At 73.2% G+C, this 19,015-nt stretch carries 18 protein-coding genes; 9 read left to right on the top strand and 9 right to left on the bottom strand.

Features of this window, described 5'->3' with window-relative positions:
* Nucleotide 1 precedes the first annotated feature (1 nt).
* Complete coding sequence (locus ACFVN5_RS14210; protein ID WP_376955889.1) at nucleotides 2-442, top strand: MarR family winged helix-turn-helix transcriptional regulator; 441 nt, start codon at nucleotides 2-4, stop codon at nucleotides 440-442.
* Between the two features lie 101 nt (nucleotides 443-543).
* On the top strand, nucleotides 544-939 hold the full coding sequence (locus ACFVN5_RS14205) for a RidA family protein (protein WP_376955888.1): 396 nt from the start codon (nucleotides 544-546) through the stop codon (nucleotides 937-939).
* 69 nt (nucleotides 940-1,008) lie between these two features.
* Here ACFVN5_RS14205 and ACFVN5_RS14200 read toward each other — a convergent pair whose 3' ends face one another.
* From ACFVN5_RS14200 to ACFVN5_RS14185, 4 genes are all read right to left on the bottom strand, one after another.
* Entirely contained in the window at nucleotides 1,009-2,862 is a 1,854-nt protein-coding gene (locus tag ACFVN5_RS14200) for a Xaa-Pro dipeptidyl-peptidase (protein WP_376955887.1), read from the bottom strand.
* Between the two features lie 194 nt (nucleotides 2,863-3,056).
* On the bottom strand, nucleotides 3,057-4,262 hold the full coding sequence (locus ACFVN5_RS14195) for a PucR family transcriptional regulator (protein ID WP_376955886.1): 1,206 nt from the start codon (nucleotides 4,260-4,262) through the stop codon (nucleotides 3,057-3,059).
* A 51-nt stretch (nucleotides 4,263-4,313) separates the two neighbouring features.
* Complete coding sequence (locus ACFVN5_RS14190) at nucleotides 4,314-5,918, bottom strand: sensor histidine kinase (protein WP_376955885.1); 1,605 nt, start codon at nucleotides 5,916-5,918, stop codon at nucleotides 4,314-4,316.
* Nucleotides 5,915-6,655, bottom strand: coding sequence for a response regulator transcription factor (locus ACFVN5_RS14185; protein WP_376955884.1), 741 nt, complete (start codon nucleotides 6,653-6,655; stop codon nucleotides 5,915-5,917). The genes ACFVN5_RS14190 and ACFVN5_RS14185 overlap by 4 nt, the downstream gene beginning before the upstream one ends.
* A 171-nt stretch (nucleotides 6,656-6,826) precedes the next feature.
* Here ACFVN5_RS14185 and ACFVN5_RS14180 point away from each other — a divergent pair, with 171 nt between their 5' ends.
* The gene (locus ACFVN5_RS14180; protein ID WP_376955883.1) at nucleotides 6,827-8,332 is read left to right on the top strand and encodes an ABC transporter permease; all 1,506 of its coding nucleotides are present in this window, start codon (nucleotides 6,827-6,829) and stop codon (nucleotides 8,330-8,332) included.
* A gap of 107 nt (nucleotides 8,333-8,439) precedes the next feature.
* Nucleotides 8,440-9,111, top strand: a complete 672-nt coding sequence (locus ACFVN5_RS14175; RefSeq protein ID WP_376955882.1) for an ABC transporter ATP-binding protein — start codon at nucleotides 8,440-8,442, stop codon at nucleotides 9,109-9,111.
* A gap of 82 nt (nucleotides 9,112-9,193) precedes the next feature.
* On the opposite strand, the gene ACFVN5_RS14170 is transcribed toward ACFVN5_RS14175, so the two are convergent.
* The 3 genes from ACFVN5_RS14170 to ACFVN5_RS14160 form a co-directional block, all read right to left on the bottom strand.
* Nucleotides 9,194-10,432, bottom strand: coding sequence for a class I SAM-dependent methyltransferase (locus tag ACFVN5_RS14170; RefSeq protein ID WP_376955881.1), 1,239 nt, complete (start codon nucleotides 10,430-10,432; stop codon nucleotides 9,194-9,196).
* Nucleotides 10,433-10,610: 178 nt separating this feature from the next.
* A complete protein-coding gene (locus tag ACFVN5_RS14165; RefSeq protein WP_376955880.1) occupies nucleotides 10,611-11,654 on the bottom strand; it encodes an alpha/beta fold hydrolase in 1,044 nt (347 codons plus the stop codon).
* A gap of 9 nt (nucleotides 11,655-11,663) precedes the next feature.
* Nucleotides 11,664-12,068 carry a hypothetical protein gene (locus ACFVN5_RS14160; protein WP_376955879.1) on the bottom strand — a complete coding sequence of 135 codons (405 nt, stop codon included), beginning with the start codon at nucleotides 12,066-12,068 and terminating at the stop codon, nucleotides 11,664-11,666.
* A 163-nt stretch (nucleotides 12,069-12,231) separates the two neighbouring features.
* Here ACFVN5_RS14160 and ACFVN5_RS14155 point away from each other — a divergent pair, with 163 nt between their 5' ends.
* The 3 genes from ACFVN5_RS14155 to ACFVN5_RS14145 all read left to right on the top strand — a co-directional run bounded on the left by ACFVN5_RS14155 (nucleotide 12,232) and on the right by ACFVN5_RS14145 (nucleotide 14,520).
* Nucleotides 12,232-12,948, top strand: a complete 717-nt coding sequence (locus ACFVN5_RS14155) for an amidase domain-containing protein (RefSeq protein ID WP_376955878.1) — start codon at nucleotides 12,232-12,234, stop codon at nucleotides 12,946-12,948.
* Between the two features lie 139 nt (nucleotides 12,949-13,087).
* A complete protein-coding gene (locus ACFVN5_RS14150) occupies nucleotides 13,088-13,729 on the top strand; it encodes a YqaJ viral recombinase family protein (protein ID WP_376956813.1) in 642 nt (213 codons plus the stop codon).
* Complete coding sequence (locus ACFVN5_RS14145) at nucleotides 13,726-14,520, top strand: alpha/beta fold hydrolase (protein WP_376955877.1); 795 nt, start codon at nucleotides 13,726-13,728, stop codon at nucleotides 14,518-14,520. The genes ACFVN5_RS14150 and ACFVN5_RS14145 overlap by 4 nt, the downstream gene beginning before the upstream one ends.
* Here ACFVN5_RS14145 and ACFVN5_RS14140 read toward each other — a convergent pair.
* Nucleotides 14,517-15,206 carry a Pr6Pr family membrane protein gene (locus tag ACFVN5_RS14140; RefSeq protein ID WP_376955876.1) on the bottom strand — a complete coding sequence of 230 codons (690 nt, stop codon included), beginning with the start codon at nucleotides 15,204-15,206 and terminating at the stop codon, nucleotides 14,517-14,519. The genes ACFVN5_RS14145 and ACFVN5_RS14140 overlap by 4 nt on opposite strands.
* 100 nt (nucleotides 15,207-15,306) lie before the next feature.
* Here ACFVN5_RS14140 and ACFVN5_RS14135 point away from each other — a divergent pair, with 100 nt between their 5' ends.
* A complete protein-coding gene (locus tag ACFVN5_RS14135) occupies nucleotides 15,307-16,284 on the top strand; it encodes an NADP-dependent oxidoreductase (protein WP_376955875.1) in 978 nt (325 codons plus the stop codon).
* Nucleotides 16,285-16,594: 310 nt separating this feature from the next.
* On the opposite strand, the gene ACFVN5_RS14130 is transcribed toward ACFVN5_RS14135, so the two are convergent.
* On the bottom strand, nucleotides 16,595-17,554 hold the full coding sequence (locus ACFVN5_RS14130; protein ID WP_376955874.1) for a DUF5937 family protein: 960 nt from the start codon (nucleotides 17,552-17,554) through the stop codon (nucleotides 16,595-16,597).
* 56 nt (nucleotides 17,555-17,610) lie between these two features.
* Here ACFVN5_RS14130 and ACFVN5_RS14125 point away from each other — a divergent pair, with 56 nt between their 5' ends.
* A complete protein-coding gene (locus ACFVN5_RS14125) occupies nucleotides 17,611-19,002 on the top strand; it encodes an MFS transporter (RefSeq protein WP_376955873.1) in 1,392 nt (463 codons plus the stop codon).
* Nucleotides 19,003-19,015: the final 13 nt, after the last annotated feature.

Raw genomic sequence — 19,015 nt, 5'->3', positions numbered from 1 at the left:
CATGACCGCCGATCCCGCCCTCGACGAGGCGATCGCCCGCGTCGAGGAGCAGCTCGGCGTCGTGTTCAATCGGGCGCGGCTCGTGTGGAAGCAGGCGGCGGAGCAGATCCACCCCGACCTGCAGCCCGCCGGCTACAAGGTGCTCTCGACGATCACCCGGCTGGGCGAGACCACCGCGCACGTGCTCGCGACCGAGCTCGAGATGGACAAGAGCGTCGTGAGCCGCCAGGTGCGCGTGCTCGAGGAGGCGGGGCTCGTCGAGAGCCTGCCCGACGAACGCGACGGCCGCATCCGGGTGCTCCGGCCGACGGCGACCGCCGTCGAGCGGATCTCGGCGGTCCGGACGAGCAACCAGGCCCGCGTGCGTGCCGCGCTCGAGAACCGCTCGGTCGACGAGCTGCGCACGTTCGCCGAGATGCTGCGGGTGCTCGCCGAGGCCTGACCGACCATCGACACGTCAAGGGCCCGTCCCGATCGGGGGCGGGCCCTTCGCCGTGCCCGGCGTCGGTGGCCGGCGTCGGTGGCCGGTGCCAGACTCGGCCCATGGAACTCATCCACGTGAATCCACCGTCGCTGCACACGAGCCCCGCGTTCAGCCAGGGCATGCTGGTGCGCGGCGACCACGACCTCCTGCAGGTCGGCGGTCAGAACGGCACGGATGCCTCGGGCGCGATCGTCCCCGGCGGCATCGGGCCGCAGACCGAGCAGGCCATGCGCAACGTGCTCGCCGTGCTCGAGGCGGCCGGCGCCGACCAGGGCAACGTGATCCGCATGTCGATCCTGCTCGTCGAGGGCCAGTCGTTCCAAGAGGGCTTCGCCGCGGCGATGCCGGTCTGGGGTCCCCACGTCACCGCGATCACCGGCGCGCACGTCGCCGGGCTCGGGCGCCCCGACGCGCTCGTCGAGATCGAGGCGACCGCCGCGATCCCGCGGGGTTGAGACGCGAGGAGGGCGAGGCCCTGCCGAAGCAGGACCCCGCCCTCGATGCCGATCAGCGTCGGCGGGCGCTCAGCGGCCGGCGCGCAGCGACGCCTGCAGGGCGTCCATACCGCCGACGAGCGGCAGGTGCACGTCCGACGAGAACGGCTGCAGCTTGAGCACCGTGCCCGGCGCGGGGCGCACCGTGTACTCGTAGTCCGACGACATCACGACCACGCCGATCTTCGACCCGGCGCTGAACACGTAGTCCTTCGGCTCGAAGTCGAAGTCGAACGTGTACGCCGTGCCGGGCACGATCGCCTCGGTCACCGCATCGCTCGAGCGGTTCTCGACGTCGGCCCAGCCGCGCGTGATGATCTTCGGCGCACCCGTAGCCGGATACTCGACGAGCAGGGCCGTGAGGTTCGCCTTCGTGCGGTCGACCGCGAGCTTCAGCGACACCGACGGCGTGCCCGACAGGCGCACCGGGGTGCCGAGCGTCTCGGTGCGGTAGAGCAGCCGGTTCGGCGACGACTCCGCCGCGGCGAGCGTCGAGGCACGGAGGCTCGCGTCGTCGACGAGGTCCTCGAAGGCCTTGTTCGGGTCGCGCGAGACCGCGAGTCCGCCGACGCCGTCGGCCTGGGCCGCGGGGCGGAACTTCAGCTTCACGTCGTCCGCGGCCGGGTCGGGCCACTCGGGGTACTCGGTGAGCGTCCGGTCCTCGCGGACCACGTACGCCTTGGGCAGCTGCTCGACGCCGTTCTGGACGTCGTAGAGGTAGCGCGTGAACCAGCGGTTGAGCAGCGTGTCGTTCGGGTTTCCGCCGTGGCCGCCCTGGTGCAGGTAGATCTGGTGCGGCACGCCGTTCGCCTTCAGCACCTCGTAGAGGTCCGAGGCGTTCTTCGTCATGACGTTCCAGTCGTTCAGGCCGTGCGCGACGAGCGTGGCGGCCGTGATCCGGTCGGCGTTCGCGAGATAGTCGCGCTCCTCCCAGAACGCGCTGCGGTCGCCCGTCGCGCGGTCCTGGTTCGCCCGCAGCTCGTCGATGATCGGCTGGCAGATCTGCTGGTCGAACCGCGTGTAGACGTAGTCGGCGAGCACGTCGAGGTCCTCGCCCTGGTAGCCGCCCGGCGCGCGCACGGCGCCGTTCGCGCGGTAGTAGTTGTACCAGTCGGAGATCGCCGAGACGGGGACGATGGCGTCGAGGCCCTCGACGCCCGTGCTCGCGACGCCGATGGGCAGCGTGCCGTTGTACGACGTGCCGATCATGCCGACCTTGCCGGTCGTCCAGTCGGCCGAGACCTCGGTCGTGCGGTCGGTGCTCGTGTACGCCGTCGCCCGGCCGTTCAGCCAGTCGACCACGGCCTTGCCGGCGAGCGACTCGTTGAGGCCGCCCGACGTGGGGCATCCCTCCGACCAGCCGCTGCCGAAGCCCTCGGCGTGCACGACCGCGAACCCGCGGGGCACCCACGTGCTCTCGAGCGAGCGCGAGATGGTCGGGCTCGTGCGGTTCACGGGGTTGTAGGCGGGCCACGGGTCCTTCTCGGACGGCGGGGCGCCGATCTCGTGGTCGACCGGCCAGTTCGTGACCTGGCTGCCGCCCGCGTAGTAGGGGCTCATCTCCATCAGCACGGGGACCTTGAGGCCGGCGGCCGTCTCGGGCACGCGGCTCACGTCGACGTGCACGAGGTCGAGCTTCCCGTCGCGGTCGGAGTCGACCTCGCTCTCGACCCAGGCCTCCTGGTTGATCCACTCGGTCGAGACGCGCGTGAAGACGGACTGCGAGAGGCCGTCGACGAAGGTCGGCTCGGCGGGCTCGGGGGTCGGCGCGGCCTGCGCGGGGGTCGCCGCGACGACGAGTCCGCCGGCCAGGACCGTGGTGATCGCGACGGCGAGCGCGCGGCCGCGCCGCCTGTCGCCCGCGCGTGGGACCGCTGGTGTCATGGGGGATGCTCCTTCGCTCATGGTGGGACGGCACCCCACGCCCGCGACCGCGGACGAGGACCACCGCCCCGTGGCACATCACACGCTATGGATCTCCCATGCGAAGGGCACGCGTCAGATGTCGACGGCTCGTCCGCCCGCGCTCGACAGATGTCGAGTCGGCGCTCCAGCTTCAGGTGCCGGTGTCGGATGCCTCACCCGAACGGTCGGGGCGACGCGGCCTCACCCGCGCGCAGCAGCAGCGCGAGGTGCAGGGCGAGGCGATCGAGCCCGCTCCCGAGATCGATGCCGAGGATGCGCTCCACGCGGGCGATCCGGTTGTACAGCGATGTCCGATGCACCTGCAGCCTCGCGGCCGCCTGCTGCACGTGGCCCGCGGCGTCGAGGTAGCACTCGATGGTCTCCAGCAGCACCTGGCCGTCGCGCTCGGCCGCCACGCGGTCGAGGCCCGGCTGGACGTCGCCGGAACGCAGGCCGCGAGCGGCGGCGGCGTCGAGCCCGCGGTACACGCCGAGCCGGTCCCAGTGCACCACGGGATCGATGAGCCCGAAGGAGCGAGCGACGCCGAGCGCGCGTCGCGCCTCCCGGTAGCTGGCGCGCGCCGACGCGACCGGCGCCTCGCCGCCCACGCCGACGCGCACGACGTCGTCCGGGGCATCCGGGCCGGCCAGCGCCTCGACCGCCGACGACGCGATCATCGCGGCGATGCGATCGGAGTCCGCGAAGCGGCCCGACGCCGGCGCGACGAGCGCGGCGTGGTCGCCGCGCGCGACCACGAGCACCCCGCGGCCTCCGAGCGCGCGTCGGGCGCGGCGCGCGGCGCGGTCGAGCTCGGCGTCGGAGGTGCCGCCTCCGGTGACCCGCTCCAGGACGTAGGTGCGGAGGCGTCCGCCCTCGAATCGTCCCGACTCCATGAGCGCGTCGGCGGCCCGTCGGCGCACCTCGGCTCGGCCCAGCACGAGGTCGCGGACGAGCTCGCGCTCGCGCGCGCCCTGATGGTCCTGCGACGACCGCGCGCTCGCCCACTCGTCGGCGACCTCGACCGCCGACGCCCCCGCGCGGCGGAGGTCGAGCGGCGGCGTCCCGTCGTCGGGTTCGATGAACCAGAGGTGCCCGAACACGACCCCCGAACGGATGATCGGCACGCACACGCGTGCGACCATGCCGAGCTCGGGGTTGCCGGGCACGCGCACGGGGTCGGTCGCGTCGTAGACGCCGAGCGCGGTGAGCCACCCGTGGATCGCGGGGTTCGCCCGGTGCTCGAGGATCGAGCGGCGTCGGACGTCGTCGATCCCGTCGGGGTGCGGGCTGTGCGCGACGACCCGGCGGCGGCGATCCTCGAGCAGCGCCGGGCGCTCGAGCTCGCCGGCGATGCGGGTGATCGTCTGCTGCAGGGTCATCGGGTCTCGGGTCGTTCCGGGGACTACGGGTGCCCCCAGCCTAGGCGCGAGCTAGACCGCGCGGCCGACCCGCGCCTCGACGGAGGCCGGCGGCTCGGCGACGGCTCGCGCGCCGGCCGTCGCCGCGGGCAGCCGCACCGTGAAGCGCGTCGCGCCCGGTCCGCTCTCGACCGACACGTCGCCGTCGTGCGCCTCGACCACGGCACGCACGATCGCGAGCCCGAGGCCCGTGCTGCCCGCACGGCGGGAGCGCGACGAGTCGCCGCGCGCGAAGCGCTCGAACAGGGTGTCGGCGAGCTGGGGCGGGATGCCGGGCCCGTCGTCCTCGACCGTGAGCACGACCTCGTCGCCGTCCCGAGCGAGCGAGGCCACCACGCTCGTGCCCTCGGGCGTGTGCACGCGCGCATTGGCGAGGAGGTTCATGACCACCTGGCGCAGGCGCGGCTCATCGCCCATGACGACGGTTGGCGCATCCGGCAGCCGCACCTCCCAGTCGTGGTCGGGGCCGGCCGCCTGGGCGTCGCCGAGCGCCTCCACCACGACGCGGCCCATGTCGACCGGATCGGCGGCGAGCTCGCGGCCCTCGTCGAGGCGCGCGAGCAGCAGCAGGTCCTCGACGAGTTCCGTCATGCGCACGGACTCCGACTCGATGCGCCCGATGGCGTGCACCACGTCGGGCGGCAGCTCGCCGCCGTGCAGGCGCGTGAGCTCGGCGTAGCCGCGGATCGACGCGAGCGGGGTGCGCAGCTCGTGGCTCGCGTCCGCGACGAAGCGGCGCACCTTCTGCTCGCTCTGCTCGCGCGCGGTGAGCGCGGAGGCCACGTGGCCGAGCATGCGGTTGAAGGCGGTGCCGAGGCGCCCGACCTCGGTGCCGTCGTCGTCGACCGGGACGCGCTCGGCGAGCGCGACGTCGCCGCGATCGAGCGGCAGTTCGGACACTCGCTGGGCCGTGGCGGTCACCTCGGCGAGCGGACTGAGCGCCCGCCGCACGACGGCGGAGCCGATCGCGAGCGCGAGCAGGAGTCCACCTGCGGCGACGATCGCGACCGTGATGGCGAGCTGGGTGGTCTGCGCGTTCACGTCGGCGAGCGGGAGGGCGAGCACGATCGAGACGCCGTTCCATTCGGGTCGCGTCGTGGCGATCGCGCGGTAGTCGCCGAACCGCGGCACCGTGATGGTGTGCGGATCGCCGTCGGCCGGCACGTCGCCGAGCACCGACGAGACCTCCTCGGGCAGGTCGAGCACGCGACCGCCTTCGGTGATGTACCCGGCGCGCACCTCGTCGCCCGCCCGCACGAGCGCGGCGAGCGTCCCGGCCTGCTGTCCGGGGATGTTCAGCACGAGCCCCGGCGCATCGTCGGGGTCGCCCGGGAACCCGGGCGGCTGTCCGCCGATCGCGATGTTGGCACGGGAGATGGCCTCCCCCAGGCTCGCGTCGAGGCGGCCGACCGACGAGGTGTGGAAGACCGCGACGCTGATGATCCCGATCACCGCGCTCACGGCGATGAGCAGCACCGCGACGATGGCGAGGAGCCGTCGGTGGAGGGTCCACGGCCGCCGGCGGCGGCGCGCGGCATCCGTCGTCGACCTCGTCGTGGTCGCCTGCGCCTCGGCACGCGACGCGGCGGCGAATCCGGGGTCGCCCGGGTGGGTCATCCCGCCGCCTTCAGCATGTAGCCGGCGCCGCGCACGGTGTGGATCATGGGCTCGCGGCCCGCGTCGACCTTCTTGCGCAGGTAGGAGATGTAGAGCTCCACGACCGACTCCTTGCCGCCGAAGTCGTAGCTCCAGACGCGGTCGAGGATCTGCGCCTTCGAGAGCACGCGGCGCGGGTTGCGCATGAGGAAGCGGAGCAGCTCGAACTCGGTCGCGGTGAGCTCGATCGGTGCGCCGTCTCGGGCGACCTCGTACGAGTCCTCGTCGAGCGTGAGGTCGCCGACGACGAGCACCGGGTCCTTCGCCTGAGCCAGCGTCAGCGTCGAGCGGCGGATGAGTCCGCGCAGCCGGGCCACGACCTCCTCGAGGCTGAACGGCTTGGTGACGTAGTCGTCGCCGCCCGCGGTGAGGCCGGCGATGCGGTCGTCGAGCGAGTCCTTCGCGGTGAGGAAGAGCACGGGCGTCTCGGTGCCGTCGGAGCGCACCCGCTGCAGCACCTCGAGCCCGTCGATGTCGGGCAGCATGATGTCGAGCACGATCGCGTCGGGGCGGAACTCGCGCGCCACCTTCACCGCGCTGAAGCCGTCGGCGGCGGTGCGCACGTCCCACCCCTCGTACCGCAGCGCCATCTTCAGCAGCTCGGTCAGCGAGTGCTCGTCGTCGACGACGAGGACGCGGACCATCGAGCCATCGCCCTTCGTGATCTGCGGGGCGCGGTGGGTCGTCGGGGTGCTCATGACTCCAGTATCCGCGCGCCGCTATGCGTTCCCTATGACTTCCATGTGCGGATGCCGCAGCCGAAGCCATAGCGACCCCAGTGGCGGGCCATAGCCGGACCAAAGCCTCCGTTCCTAACGTCGCGATCGGCGCCCCGTCCGGTGCGCATCCCCACGACCCCGAGGATCCCCATGTTCTTCACCTACCTCCGACGCGAACTCGCGGGGCGCCGCAGGCAGACCGCGATCATCGCCATCGGGATGGCGCTCGCGATCGCCCTCGTCATGATCGTGAACGCCGTCTCGACCGGCGTGAAAGACGCCCAGGCCGCCGTACTCGAGTCCGTGTACGGCGTCGGCACCGACCTCACCGTCTCGCAGGAGCCCACGGCCCCCGGCGAGGGCGACGCCGGGCAGGGCCCCGGCCGGTTCGAGTTCGGCGCCGACGACGGCACGACCGAGGGCGACTCCACCGAGCTCAGCCAGTCGCGGCTCACGGCGGGCTTCGGCTCGACGACGTTCGACGCGTCGGCGCTCGACACGGTGACCGACGTCGACGGCGTCGCCGCGGCATCCGCTGCGCTGTCGCTCACCAACATGACGTTCTCGGGTGAGCTGCCGCCGCGCATGCAGCAGTCCGCTCCGAGCGCCGACGGCTCGGCGCCCAGCGAGGACCAGACGCAGCAGCAGCCCCCGACCGGCGGCTTCGACGGTGCGGGCGGCAGCGCGTTCGACGTCGACAGCTTCACCGTGCTCGGCATCGACCCGTCGGCCGCCGCCGTCGGACCCCTCTCGGCGGTGGAGCTCGCCGACGGACGCGGGCTCGAGGCATCCGACTCGGGCCAGGCCGTGGCCGTGCTCGACGCGAACTACGCCACGAGCGCCGAGCTCGCGGTCGGCGGCACGATCGACGTCGGCGGCACCGACTTCGAGGTCGTCGGCACCGTGACCTCCACGTCGGCGGATGCCGCGACGGCCTCGAACGTCTACATCCCGCTCGACCTCGCACAGGAGCTGTCGGGCCTTGCCGACCAGGTCAGCGACGTCTACGTGCAGGCCGAGTCGGCCGACAAGATCGCCGCCGTGCAGGCCGACCTCGAGGAGGCGCTGCCGGATGCCACGGTGTCGACGCAGGCCGACCTCGCGGCATCGGTCTCGGGGTCGCTCTCGACCGCGTCGAGCCTCATCGCGAACCTCGGACTCTGGCTGTCGATCGCGGTGCTGGCCGCGGCGTTCCTCATCGCGATCCTGTTCACCATCCAGGGCGTCACCCGCCGCACCCGGGAGTTCGGCACGCTGAAGGCGATCGGCTGGTCGAACCGGCGCATCACCGGCCAGGTCGCGGGCGAGTCGCTCGTGCAGGGCCTCATCGGCGGCGCCGCGGGCCTCGCACTCGGGCTCCTCGGCATCTGGATCGTCAACCTCGTCTCGCCCACGCTCGCGGGCAGCGCCGGCACGACCCTGCCCGACGGCGTCATGGCAGGCGGACCGGGCGGCGCGGCGGGCGGCGGACCGTTCGGCGCGGCGAACCAGGCCACGGCCGCGACGACCGAGGTGGTGCTCAACGCCCCCGTCACGGTCAGCGTGATCGCCGTCGCGATCGGACTCGCGGTGCTCGGCGGGCTGCTCGCCGGCGCGACCGGCGGCTGGCGCGCGGCACGGCTCCGCCCGGCCGAGGCCCTGCGGAGCGTCGCATGACGCCGACGGCCGACGTCGGCCACTGCCCTGCGGCATCCGGCCACCACCGACCCACCGCGTCGCACCGACGACCACGCCCGCAACCGAACGACTGAGAAGGACCGACCATGTACACGCTCGAGAACGTCTCGAAGACCTACGCGCAGTCGAAGCGCACCGTGACCGCGCTGCAGGACGTGACCCTCACGATCCCGTCGGGCCAGCTCGTCGCGATCCAGGGCCCGACCGGCGGCGGCAAGTCGACGCTGCTGCAGATGCTCGGCGCGCTCGACCGGCCGTCGGCCGGCCGCATCAGCCTCGGCGACGCGGAGCTCTCGCACCTGCCCGACCGCAAGCTCGGCCGCATCCGCGCGACGGAGATCGGCTTCGTGTTCCAGGGGTTCAACCTCATCCCGACGCTCACCGCCCAGGAGAACGTCGAGACGGCCCTCGAGCCGCTCGCCGTGAGCGCCGAGGAGCGGCGGCGCCGCGCCGTCGAGGCCCTCGCCTCGGTCGGGCTCGCCGACCGCGCCGGGCACGTGCCGGGCGAGCTGTCGGGCGGCCAGCAGCAGCGCGTCGCGATCGCGCGCGCGCTGGTGAAGGAGCCCGACGTGCTGCTGGCCGACGAGCCCACCGGCAACCTCGACGAGGAGACCCGCGACGAGATCATGGACGTGCTCGAGGGCCTCTGGCGCGACCGCGGCCTCACGCTCGTGATCGTGACGCACGACTCCGCGGTGGCGAAGCGCGCCGAGCGGCGGCTGCACATCAAGAACGGCACCGTGACCGAGCAGGGGTGACCCGGCCACGAGTGCGAGCGGATGCCGCGGCGGTGCCCTCCCGCCGCGGCATCCGTCTGTGCGTGGTGCCCGCCCTGCTTGGTCAGTCGATGCGGTAGAACCGCCAGAACGGGTTCTCGATCGGCAGCACGTCGACCCGGCCGAAGCCGGCCGCCGCGGCCCAGCGGCGCACGGTCGGCGCGCGCAGCACGGTGCCGTTCGCGACGGTGTCGGACTCGGCGGTCGTCGCGGGCAGGCAGTGCAGCACGCTCATCGCGTAGAGCATGCGCTCCACGGCGTCGGCGTCGGCGTGGAACTCGTCGGCGACGCGCTCGTCGGCCACGAGGATCGCGCCGCCCGGACGGAGCTGCGACCGGAACGCGGCGAGCGCGTCCACCGGTCGGCCCATGTCGTGCAGCGCCTCGAAGACCGTGACGAGGTCGAAGCCCGGCGACGCGGCATCCGTCTCGCGGGACTCGACGGGGCCCGTCGTGAACACCCTGATCGCGGCGGCCGCGTCGCGGACGGCGGTCGCGTCGCCCGCATTGCCGACGAGGAACACCACCCGGTCGGCGACGCCGGCGGCCGCCGCGTGCTCGCGTGCCTCGTCGATCGAAGCGCCGTCCAGGTCGAGGCCGATGACGCGCGCGGACGGGAACGCCGTCGCGAGCGCGATCGTCGACCAGCCCGTGCCGCAGCCGGCGTCGAGGACGAGGCCGCCGGCGTCGAGCGCGGCGGCGCGGTCGGGCAGGGTCTCGACCCAGGCCCGCATCTCGTGTGTGAAGCCGGGACGGTTCAGCGCGCCGAGCCCCTGTCGGAGCTCGCCGCCGTACTCCTCGAACGCGACGCCGCGACCCTGCCGGAAGTCGGCGACGACCTCGGGGAAGGCCAGCGCCACGCCGGCGAGGAGCCCCGCGACGGGCGCGGCGTGCGCCGGGTGCGTCTCATCGACCAGCACGGGCGCGTGGTGCGCCGGCAGCGAGAAGCGGCGGATGTCGCGGGATACGGCTGGATCCTCGACGGCGAGGAGGCCGGCGGCGGCCTGCTGCTCGAGCCACTCGCGGGCGTAGCGCGGTGCGACGCCGGTCGTGCGCGCGAGGCGGTCGGCGGTCGTCGGCCCCTGCTCGCGCAGCGTGCGGTAGAGCCCGAAGCGACGGCCGAGCTCCACGGTGAGGAGCGTCGTGGCCGACGCGAGCATGCCGACGAGCTGCTCGGCGAAGGCGCCGACGAGGGCGGCCTCCTGCTCCTCGGGCGAGGGGGCGATCGCGTCGATCGGCGCGGCGTCGTCGAGGACGGCCGTGCGTGCCTCCTCGGCGCCGGTGGTGGTCAGGGTTTCGGACATGGTGTGGTTTCCTTGCTTCGTCTCGCCGCCGCACGGATATGCGGCATGGGACGCCAGTCAACGCCGATGCGGCGCGCGGGGAATCGCCGGATCCGGCCAACCTCGCGTGGCCGGAACGGGCCAGCCCGCGGCATCCGCTCGGGCCGAGGGCCTGCCGGCCAGGCCCCTGCGGACGCGCTCAGATCAGCTCGTTGCGCAACGCCCAGGCCGCCGCCGCGGTGCGCGACGGAACGCCGAGCTTCGTGCGGATGTTGGCGATGTGCCGGTGCACGGTGTGGGTCGAGAGCACGAGCTCGGCCGCGATCTCGGCGTCGGTCCGGCCGCCTGCGACGAGTCGCAGCACCTCGCGTTCGCGCTCGGTGAGGCGGGCCGTGCCGGATCCCGAGCGGGCGGGGACGGCATCGACGGGCGCGCCGAGGAAGGCGAGCGTCTCGCGCACGACGGCGTCGGCGTCGCCGCGCCACGGGAAGTGGTCGTCGCCCTCGAGCGCCGTGAAGCGGGCGTTGCGGATGCGGCGGGCGACGTCCTTGCCGAGCGCGAAGGGGATCGCCCGGTCGTTGCGGCGATGCAGCACGAGGGTCGGTGCGAGCACGTCGCCGAGGTGCCCCGTCGAGTCGAAGTCGTAGACGGCCTGCAGCGAGGCGAGGGCGACCTCGCGCGACGCGGAGCGGCGCTGGAACTCCACGAACTCGTCGCGCTCCTCGGCGGTGGCGTCGGGCAGGAAGAGGTCGGCGAGCACGCGCGAGCCGAGGCCCCAGTGCTGGTCGATGACCGCGAGCATCGCCTCCCGCGCAGCGGGCGGGGCGAGGTCGACGCCGCGGGCGTACGAGCCGTAGAGCACGAGCCGGTCGACGCGGTCGGGATGCCGCGCGGCGTAGAGGGACGCGACGCCCGAGCCCGAGGAGGCCCCGAACAGCGAGATCCGGCCGGGGGCGGCCTCGTCGACGAGCGCCTCGAGGGTGGTGAGCTCCTCCTCGAGGGTGCGCGGCGGCATGGCGCCGCGGTCGGAGATGCCGGCTCCGGGCCGGTCGTACCGGATGACCGTGCGGTGCTGCCCGAGCGCGCCCGTGAACCGGCGGAACCTCGCGTTGCGCCAGTCGAGCTCGAGGTGGCTCGACCACCAGCCGCCGATGACGAGCGGCGGCCCTTGCCCCACGGCCGACCACGCGATCGACGTGCCGTCGTGCTCGGCGTAGCGGATGACCTGGTCCTCGGGCTCCACGCCCCGAGTCTAGGAGGCGGGGACGGGTTCGCCGAGGACGGACGGCAGCTCGTCGCGGTGCTCGCCGAGCAGTGCGCGGGCGCCCGCGAGCTCGGGCTCGCCGTGGTCGCCGAGCAGGATCGGGACGAACTCGCCGGGCAGCAGCAGCTCCTCGTGGTCGGCGTCGGCACCGCGCACGGCGCGGAGCACGCCGGCGGCGACCTGCTGGGCGAGCCAGGCGCGGGCGTCGGCCTCGGTCACGCCCGCGAGCTCCGCGAAGGTCGCGGCATCCACGGGCCCGGCCTCGAACAGCACGCGGTAGTAGCCGCGCGTGCGGCCGAACGCGATCGAGGCGCGTGCGACGCGCGCAGCGTCGGCGGCATCGGCCGTGGACGGGACGCGAGTGACGGTGGTGGCGGTGGCGGTGGCGGACATGACGACTCCAGCGATTCGGGCCGGCCGGCTGGCCGACATCCCGATTCCACGCCGCGCGCCGCATCGCGGCATCGCGCGTTCGGGCCACTCCGGCGTGGCCCGTTCGGGCCATCCATGCCGCGTGCGAAGGTGACGCACAGGACGAATGCATACGGTCGAATGGATGACGAACCCGGACCAGCACCGCATCTTCCGCCGGCGACGAGCCCTCGTCCTCGCCACCGCCGCCGTCGTCGCCCTCCTCGTCGGCGGCGCGACCGTCGGCCTGGGTCTCGCCGTTGGGCAGCGGGCGAGCACGTCGGACACCGCCGCCGCGGACACGACGACGGGCGTCGCCGGCGACGACGCCGATGAGACGTCGGACGACGGCCTCGACTGGTCGTCGCTCAGCCCCGCCGTCGCCGCGCAGCTCGAGTACGTGCGCGAGCACTGGGACGCCACCGAGAGCGACGAGTTCGGCTACCTCGACGAGAACGACTGCGTGAACTTCACGAGCCAGTCGCTGCTCGCCCGCGGCTGGGAGCCCGACGACGAGTGGTGGTACGACGAGGAGGACGGCGACCCGTACGCGAGCTCCGACGCGTGGCGCAGCTCGACCGCCCTGATGTGGTACCTCGAGGACCACCCCGAGCGTGCCACCGCGCTGACCGACGACCAGCGCGACCAGGTGAAGGTCGGCGACATCGTGCAGTTCGACTGGGACGACTCGGGCGACCGCGACCACACCGGCATCGTCACGGCCGTGATCCACGAGGACGACGGCTCGATCAGCATCCACTACGCCGGCCACACGGATGCCACGTGGGACCGATCGGTGGACTGGGCGATCACCGTGGACCACCCCGGTGGCGTCGCCTCCTACTGGAGCATCGCCGACTAGCACTCCACAGGTCGCGACGCGGCCGAGATGTCCCCCGGACACGCCCGATCCGCCTGCGGACGGGGGTCCTCGGGGGTACCGTAAGGGGGTGACCGACATCCCGTTCGCGCTGTTCGACCTCGAATCGGTCGCACCTCGCGTGTCGGAGGCGCTCCGCTCCGAGCCGCACCCGCACGAGCGACGCATCGTGGCCGACGCGAGCGACCGGGTGGCCTGGCTGCGGGCGCGCTCGCAGGGCGTGACCGCGACGGATGCCGCGAAGCTGGCGTCCCGCTCCTCGGTCCGCGGCGCGGCCTACGAGAAGCTGCACGGGTCGCCTCGGAGCTTCGGCGGGAGCCGGTTCACCGATCACGGCCGCACGCGCGAACCCGTGATCGCCGAGTGGGTGCGGCGGGCGCACGGCATCGAGCCGTCCACGCTGCTCTTCCACGCGGCATCCGACCGACGGCACCTGGCGACGCCCGACGGCCTGCGCGTCGCGGTCGACGGCACGCCCGAGCTCTGCGAGATCAAGACGACGTCGCGCGCGTGGCGCGGCATCCCCCGCGGCTACCTGCGCCAGGTGTGGTGGCAGCAGTACGTGCTCGGGGCCGAGCGCACGCTGGTGGTGTGGGAGCAGCACGAGGACTTCGTGCCCGTGCACCCCGAGCCGCGATGCCGCTGGGTCGATCGCGACGACGACCAGATCGCCATCCTCGTGACGCTCGCGAACGAGCTGCTCGCCGCACTGCGCCCCGACGACGCGGCGAGGGCGGTCTACCGCCCGGGTGTGCTGGCGTGACCACAGTCCTCCTGCACGGACTCGGCAACGACCGCCGGCAGCCCCTCGGGCTGTTCGAGTCGGTCATCCAGGAGACGGCGGGGGCCGACGAGCTCATCGTCGCGCCCGACGTGCGGGCCCACGGCGGATTCCTCGCGGTCGGCGAACCGGCCGACTTCGCGATCGACCGCCTCGCCGCCGAGGTCTGCGAGCACGTGCCCGCGGCGCTCGCCGAGGCCGGGCGCGGGCACCACGAGGCATCCGAGCCGGTCACGATCATCGGCATCTCGATGGGCGCCGCGATCGCGCTGCGCATCGTGCTCGACGACCTGCTGCCCGTGCGCCGGGTGGTGTTCGTGCGGCCGTCGTTCGACGACACCTCGCTGCCCGACAACCTGCGGGCGTTCCCGGTGATCGGCCAGATCCTGGCCGATGCGGGTCCGGCGGGCGCCGAGGAGTTCCGCGACCGCGAGATCTTCCACGAGGTCGCGTCGGTGTCGCCGGCCGGGGGTCGTGCGCTCCTCGCGCAGTTCCAGGCGCCAGACGCAGCACGCCGCGCGATGCGGCTGGTCGAGATCCCGCGCAATCGCGCGTTCGAGCACGACGACGACCTCCGCGAGCTCTCGGCCCGCGGCATCCGATCGCTCGTCATCGGCGCGGCGCGCGACCCGGTGCATCCGTTCCCGATCGCCGAGCGATGGGCGGGCGGGCTGCGCTCGATGCTCGAGCTGCTGCCGCCGCGCGACGACGGCCAGGCCGAGCAGACCGAGGTGCTGCGCGAGCGGGTGGCGCGCTGGCTCGTGCGGGACTAGCCGACCGGGCGGGCGTCCTCGAGCTCGGCCGCGCCGCTCGGCGGGGTGGGCTCGGTGGGCTCGTGCGGCCACGGCGTGCGGCTCAGCGCGATGATGCCAGCGCCGACGAGCAGGATGAACGCGGCGATGGCGATGACGTACACCGCGACGCCGCCGTAGCCCGCCTCCTGCGCCGGGTTCAGGAACGGATACGGGTACCAGCCCACGATCGCGCCGCGGATCATCGAGTACACGGCCCACGCCAGCGGGAAGATCGCGATCGTCCACAGCCGACGCCACTCCACGTGCCGTCGACCGGGCGCGAGCACCCAGTCGGCGACGAGGTAGAGCGGCGCCCAGACGTGCAGGATCTCGTTCGACCACGGCACCGTCGTCGCCTGGTCGAGCGAGATCTCGCGCAGCAGCAGGTTGTAGACCACGAACGTCGTGGCCATGTAGGTGACGGCGCACGCACGGACCAGGTTGTACCAGTCGGGGTCGACGGCGCGCGTGAACGCGTATCCCGCGCCGATGAGCAGCACGATCGCGGTGAGCGCGTTCGACAGGATCGTGAAGAAGCTGAAGAAGTTCACGACGAACGAGAGCCGGTCGGGCACCATCGACCAGCTCTGCACGAACTGGCCGACGATCGCGATGATGATCGCCGCGGCCGCGATGACCCGCAGCACCCCGAACAGCCGCCGCATCCGAACCCCCGTCCCGAAGCATCCGACGCGTCGGAGGCACCCCGGCGCGCTGTCTGCAGCATAGTGGTGCGTGGGGAGACGGGGACGGAAGGACGGTGCGATGGCGGAGACCATGCGGGCGCTCGTGATCGATCGCACCGGCGACGCCGACGAGCTGCACCTCGCCGACGTGCCGCGGCCGCGGCGGATCAGCGACGAGGTCCTCGTTCGCGTCGTGGCGGCGGGCGTGAACCCCATCGATGTGAAGACCCGCGCCGGTCGGGGCGTCTCGGCTGCCATCACGTCGTATCCCGCGGTGCTCGGCAACGACTTCGCTGGAGTCGTCGAGGCGGTGCCGTATGCGGCGCATCCGCTGCAGCCCGGTGACCGCGTGTACGGGATGGGGCGCGTGCCGCGTACGAGCGGCAGCTACGCCGAATTCCTCTCCGTCTCGTCGATGAGCCTCGCCCCGATGCCCGCGTCGCTCGGGTTCGTCGAGGCGGCCGGCGTGCCGCTCGCCGCGCTCACCGCGTGGGGCGCCGTCATCGACGTGGCCAGGGCGCACGACCGGCAGCGGATGCTGATCCATGCGGGCTCGGGCGGCGTCGGGCACTTCGCGGTGCAGTTCGCCGCCTACTTCGGGGCGGAGGTCACCGCGACGTGCTCCGAGCGCAACGTCGAGTTCGTGCGATCGCTCAGCGCCCGGCACGTGATCGACCACGGGGCCGAGCGGTTCGAGGATGTCGCGGGCGAGCAGGACGTCGTCATCGACCTCATCGGCAACGTCGCGGACGACACTGGGTCGCGCTCGCTCGAGGTGCTCCGGCCCGGCGGGCTGGTCGTGAACGTGCCGACCGGGTCGTGGCCGACGATGGCCGAGGAGGCGGCGGCCCGCGGCATCCGTGCGACCGGCTACTCGGTGTCGCCCGACGCGCGCACGCTCGCGGTGATCACGCGGCTCATCGACGACGGGTCGGTACGCGTGCACGTCGAACGGGAGCTGCCGCTCGCCGGCGGGGCGGAGGCGCATCGGATGCTCGAGGACGGGCACGTGCGCGGGAAGGTCGTGCTGCGGGTCGCTGACGACCCGGCCGAGTGACTCCGGTCGTCGAGGAGCGCCCGCTCGTCGAGGAGCCCGGTCGTCGAGTAGCGCCGCCGGAACGGCGACGCGTATCGAGACGCTGCGCGTACGGTCTCGATACGCGTCCGGCTTCGCCGGTCGCTACTCGACCACCGGGGCCGGCTTCGCCGGTCGCTACTCGACCACCGGAGCCGGCTTCGCCGGTCGCTACTCGACCACCGGAGCCGGCTTCGCCGGGCGCTCCTCGACCACCGGAGCCGGCTTCGCCGGTCTCTCCTCGACCACCGGGGCCGGCTTCGCCGGGCGCTCCTCGACCACCGGATTCCCGTCAGCCCGTGCGAGCCTCGAGCAGCGCCGAGCCGAGCTCGCTGCGGAGGTAGAGCACGCTGCGACCGTAGCGCGTGCTCACGAGCAGGCCCGCGTCGCGGAGCACGCGGAGGTGCTGGTTCACCGCCGATGCGGTGACCCCGAGGCGCACGCCGAGCTCCGTCGACGAGGCGGGGTCGCCCAATGCGGCGAGCAGGCTGGCGCGGGTCTCGCCGAGCACCGCGGCGACCGCGGCGGGATTCGCGACGCGCTCCGTCTCCCAGAGCGCCCCTTGGCCGCGGGCCGAGTACATGATCATGGGCGGGCCGTCGCCGACGGGCGCGGAGGCCCGGCGCGTGAACATGGTCGGCACGAGGGTCAGCCCGTTGCCGTCGATCGCCTGCGTGCGGTCCTTCGGGTCGGCGAGCCGCACCGACACGACCCCGTGGTCGTACTCGATGCGCGACGAGAGGCCGTTGAGCATCCCGGCGACGCCCGACTGCGCGATCTGGCGCCCGCGGTAGACGACGTCGGCCTCGAGCACCGCCCGCATGCGCGGCCAGTACGGCTCGAAGCACCTGTCCCAGAGTTGCCGCAGGGCACGGATGACGCGCCGGAGCGCCGCGCTGGACGATCCGTCGAGCACGTCGGGCACGTACCCGTGCACCGCCACGAGGTCGGCGCGGAACACCTCCCCCGGTGTCGCCGCGAGCGCCTCGAGCTCGTCGTCGAGCCGGGTCAACGGCGAGGTCGGGCGCGGGTTGAGGAAGTCGGGCGTCCACATCCGCTCGTCGATGAGGGCCATGAGCGTCGGCATGTCCAGTCGAGCCCGAGCGTCCTCGGTGCGCCGCAGCCAGCCGAGCTGCAGCGGGAACCGCGCGGGCTCCTTGATCGCCCGCAGCGACAGGCCCAGCTCGCACAGCGGCGACAGCCCGAAGCGCACGCTGCCGACGTCGTCCTCGGTCAGCAGGTACCTCAACATGAAGCACTACGCTACATCGATTTCGGCGCCCCTGCGGGTCTGGGAGAACTGGATCCGTGAGCCCTGCCCCCGCCCCCTCGTCGCCCTCCCCCGACACCGATGCCGTCCCGGTCGTCGAGCCCGATCTCCCGCTCGAGCCCGAGCTCGATGCGGCGGTCACCCCGAGCGGCGAGCGACCCGGCCTCCTGCGGCGGCTCGCGGCATCCGTCGCCGACCCGGTGCTGCGCATCCTCGTCATCGCGACGCTCATCAGCCGCGTGGGCCGCGGGATCTTCCTCACCGTCACGGTGCTGTACTTCACGCTCATCGTCGGCCTGGCTCCCCACGAGGTCGCGATCGTGCTCGGCGCGGCGAGCGCCGCGGGCGTGCTCTCGTCGCTCGCGGGCGGCTGGCTCGCCGACCGCATCAGCGCCCGCCGACTGCTCGTGGTGCTCTCGATCGTCGACGGGGTGGGCCTCATCTGCTACGTCTTCGCGCACGACTTCGCGAGCGCGCTCGTGATCGCCGTCATCGTCGGGGCGGTCGAGCAGGCGGCGAACTCGACGCGGATGGCGATCATCGCCCGAGCGTTCGACGGCGACCGCCGCGTGCACGCGCGCGCGGTGCTGCGCACCGTCACCAACGTCGCGATCGCGGTCGGATCGGGCATCGGCGCCCTCGCCCTGCTCGCTGGCACGGCCGACGCCTACCGCTGGATCATCGTCGGTGCCGGCGTCATGTACCTCGCCGGCGTGACCCAGCTCGTGAAGCTGCCGAGGTACGTCGACGCGCCGACCCCGGTGCCGAGCGCGGCGGCCGTCGCCTCGACGGACACGGATGCCGCGCCTCGTCGATCCCGCCTCGCCCACTCCCCCTGGCGCGACCCCCGCTACCTCGCCCTCACGGCGCTCAGTGCGATCTTCGGCATGCAGTTCGGCGTCGGCGAGGTCGGCGTGCCGCTCTGGATCGCGAACGACACCAACGCGCCCGAGGTGCTCGTGGCCGTCGTGCTCATCCTCAACACGGTGATCGTCGTCCTGTTCCAGGTGCCGCTCTCGCGCGGCACCCACGACCTGCGCCGAGCGGGTCGCGTCTCAGCCATCGCGGCATGGCTCATGGCGGCCGCGTGCCTCGTCTACGCGGCCGCCGCCGGACTCCCGGCCGGCTTTGCGATCGCCGTGATCGTGACCGCGGCGATCGCGCACGCGTTCGCCGAGGTGCTCTCGCAGGCCGGCGGCTGGGGACTCAGCTTCGAGCTGGCCGACCCGGTGCGCGCGGGCACGTACCAGGGCGTGTTCTCGATGGGCTATTCGCTCGGCGCGATGGTCTCCCCGCTGTTCGCGACGTCGACGGCGCTGACCCTCGGGCTCGGCGGGTGGGCGATCCTCGCCGCCGTGTTCCTCGCTTCGGGCCTCGGCACCTGGGCGATCGCTCGCGTCGCGGCGCGCACGTCAACGCCTGCCGCCTGACGGCGGACTCGGC

It is taken from the genome of Agromyces sp. NPDC057865, assembly GCF_042796995.1.
Taxonomy (GTDB): domain Bacteria; phylum Actinomycetota; class Actinomycetes; order Actinomycetales; family Microbacteriaceae; genus Agromyces.
The sequence above is the reverse complement of the archived record's forward strand: the minus strand, read 5'-3'. Positions and strand labels throughout refer to the sequence as shown.